Source organism: Psychrobacter sp. NG254 (genome assembly GCF_015277735.1).
Lineage (GTDB): Bacteria > Pseudomonadota > Gammaproteobacteria > Pseudomonadales > Moraxellaceae > Psychrobacter.
In genome coordinates this window covers 1-2,831 of record NZ_JADHDA010000011.1, presented here as the reverse complement: position 1 = coordinate 2,831, position 2,831 = coordinate 1, and the positions used below count along the sequence as shown (strand labels likewise).

1 protein-coding gene is annotated in these 2,831 nt (G+C 52.9%); it reads right to left on the bottom strand.

Annotated features, from left to right (window positions below):
- Positions 1 to 2,831: Ig-like domain-containing protein (locus IP510_RS13570; protein WP_227669797.1), on the bottom strand; the 2,831-nt coding region annotated here is incomplete at both ends.

The following is a 2,831-nucleotide window of genomic DNA, read 5'->3' as shown; positions in this document are numbered from 1 at the left end:
AAGCTGATGTTGCCAGTCGCTGGATTGACCGTCCACGTGCCTTCGCCATCGACCACGACCGATTTGCCGTCAGCGGCGATGGTGCCGCCTGCTGGTGACACGGTGATGATGACGCTTGCTGGGTCGATGTCATTTTCAGGGTCGGTGTCGTTACCAACCACGGCCACTGTGACAGGATTACCTGTGGTGCCGGTGTCTGTATCATTCACAGCCACTGGCGCGGTTTGTGGATAATCGATGGTGACGGTCGCAGGCTCAGACGTTAGGCCTGTGGTGTCAGAGACCACATATTCAACTGGTGTTGGATCACCTGTAAAGCCTGCTTCTGGGGTAAAGGTGACTGCGCCAGTCGTTGGATTAACGACCCATTCGCCTTCGCCTTCAACCGTTAACGCGGTTACTTCAGAACCATCAGTCGGATCAATCAGTTTAACCGTCGTTGGGTCAAGATCACCATCAAGGTCGGTATCATTGCTTAGTATGTCTACTACAACAGGATTGCCTGTGGTGCCTGTGTTTGTATCATCTACTGCCACTGGTGCTGTTGGTGGGTAATCCACAATGATGATGGCTTCATTTGAGGTTTCACCTGTGATGTCATCAACGGTGTAGCTGATTGGCGTTGGGTCAGCGGTGAAACCAGCTTCTGGGGTAAAGGTAACCACACCAGTTGTTGGATCAACAACCCATGATCCTTCACCTGGTACGTCAACTGATTTGCCGTCAGCCGCGATGGTGCCACCCGCTGGTGACTGGGTAATCATGACGGTCGTTGGGTCTAAATCGTTTTCAGGATCAGTGTCATTGGCTAGAATGTTAACGGCTACGGGCGTATTTAAAGGGCCGACACCTCTATCATTCTTAGCCACTGGTGCGGTTTGTGGATAGTCGATGGTGACAGTAGCAGGGTTTGAGGTTTCACCTGTAATGTCATCAACGGTGTAGCTGATTGGCGTTGGGTCACCAGTAAAGCCGTCTTCTGGCGTGAAGGTTATGTTGCCTGAGACAGGGTCAACACTCCATGAGCCTTCGCCATCGACCACGACCGATTTGCCGTCAGCGGCAATGGTGCTGCCTGCTGGTGACACGGTGATGAGGACACTGGTTGGGTCGATGTCATTTTCAGGGTCAGTGTCGTTACCCACTACGGCAACCACAACTGGGCTACCGCTAGTGCCTGACTCGTTGTCATTCACGGCAACAGGGGCGCTTTGTGGATAGTCGATAGTGACAGTAGCAGGGTTTGAGGTCAGACCTGTGGTGTCATTAACCGTGTAGCTGATTGGCGTTGGGTCACCGGTAAAGCCCTCTTCTGGTGTGAAGGTTATGTCGCCTGAGACAGGATCAACACTCCATGAGCCTTCACCGGCAACGTCAACCGATTTGCCGTCAGCGGCAATGGTGCCGCCTGCTGGTGACACGGTGATGAGGACACTGGTTGGGTCGATGTCATTTTCAGGGTCGGTGTCGTTACCAACCACGGCCACTGTGACAGGATTACCTGTGGTGCCGGTGTCTGTATCATTCACAGCCACTGGCGCGGTTTGTGGATAATCGATGGTGACAGTCGCAGGCTCAGACGTTAGGCCTGTGGTGTCAGAGACCACATATTCAACTGGTGTTGGATCACCTGTGAAGCCTGCTTCTGGGGTAAAGGTGACTGCGCCAGTCGTTGGATTAACGACCCATTCGCCTTCGCCTTCAACCGTTAACGCGGTTACTTCAGAACCATCAGTCGGATCAATCAGTTTAACCGTCGTTGGGTCAAGATCACCATCAAGGTCGGTATCATTGCTTAGTATGTCTACTACAACAGGATTACCTGTGGTGCCTGTGTTTGTATCATCTACTGCCACTGGTGCTGTTGGTGGGTAATCCACAATGATGATGGCTTCATTTGAGGTTTCACCTGTGATGTCATCAACGGTGTAGCTGATTGGCGTTGGGTCAGCGGTGAAACCAGCTTCTGGGGTAAAGGTAACCACACCAGTTGTTGGATCAACAACCCATGATCCTTCACCTGGTACGTCAACTGATTTGCCGTCAGCCGCGATGGTGCCACCCGCTGGTGACTGGGTAATCATGACGGTCGTTGGGTCTAAATCGTTTTCAGGATCAGTGTCATTGGCTAGAATGTTAACGGCTACGGGCGTATTTAAAGGGCCGACACCTCTATCATTCTTAGCCACTGGTGCGGTTTGTGGATAGTCGATGGTGACAGTAGCAGGGTTTGAGGTTTCACCTGTAATGTCATCAACGGTGTAGCTGATTGGCGTTGGGTCACCAGTAAAGCCGTCTTCTGGCGTGAAGGTTATGTTGCCTGAGACAGGGTCAACACTCCATGAGCCTTCGCCATCGACCACGACCGATTTGCCGTCAGCGGCAATGGTGCTGCCGACTGGCGCTTGGGTGATGAGGACGCTGGTTGGGTCAATGTCGCCTTCAAGATCGGTGTCGTTACCCACTACGGCAACGTCAACCGTGGCGCCGGAAGCACCTGATTTTGTATCATTCACGGCAACAGGGGCGCTTTGTGGGTAGTCGATGGTGATGGTGGCTTGGTTTGACTTGTTGCCTGTGACATCAGAGACCACATAGTTCACTGGGGTCGGATCATTGGTGAAGCCTGCTTCTGGGGTAAAGGTGACTGCGCCAGTGGTTGGGTCAACACTCCATGCGCCTTCGCCGGCAACGGTCAAGCTGGTGACTTCAAGACCTGTGTCTGGGTTGATGAGCTTCACGGTGGTCGGGTCAATGTCGCCTTCAAGATCGGTGTCATTGCTGAGCACGTCGATGACCACTGGTTGACCGAGTGTGCCGGTTTGGATTTC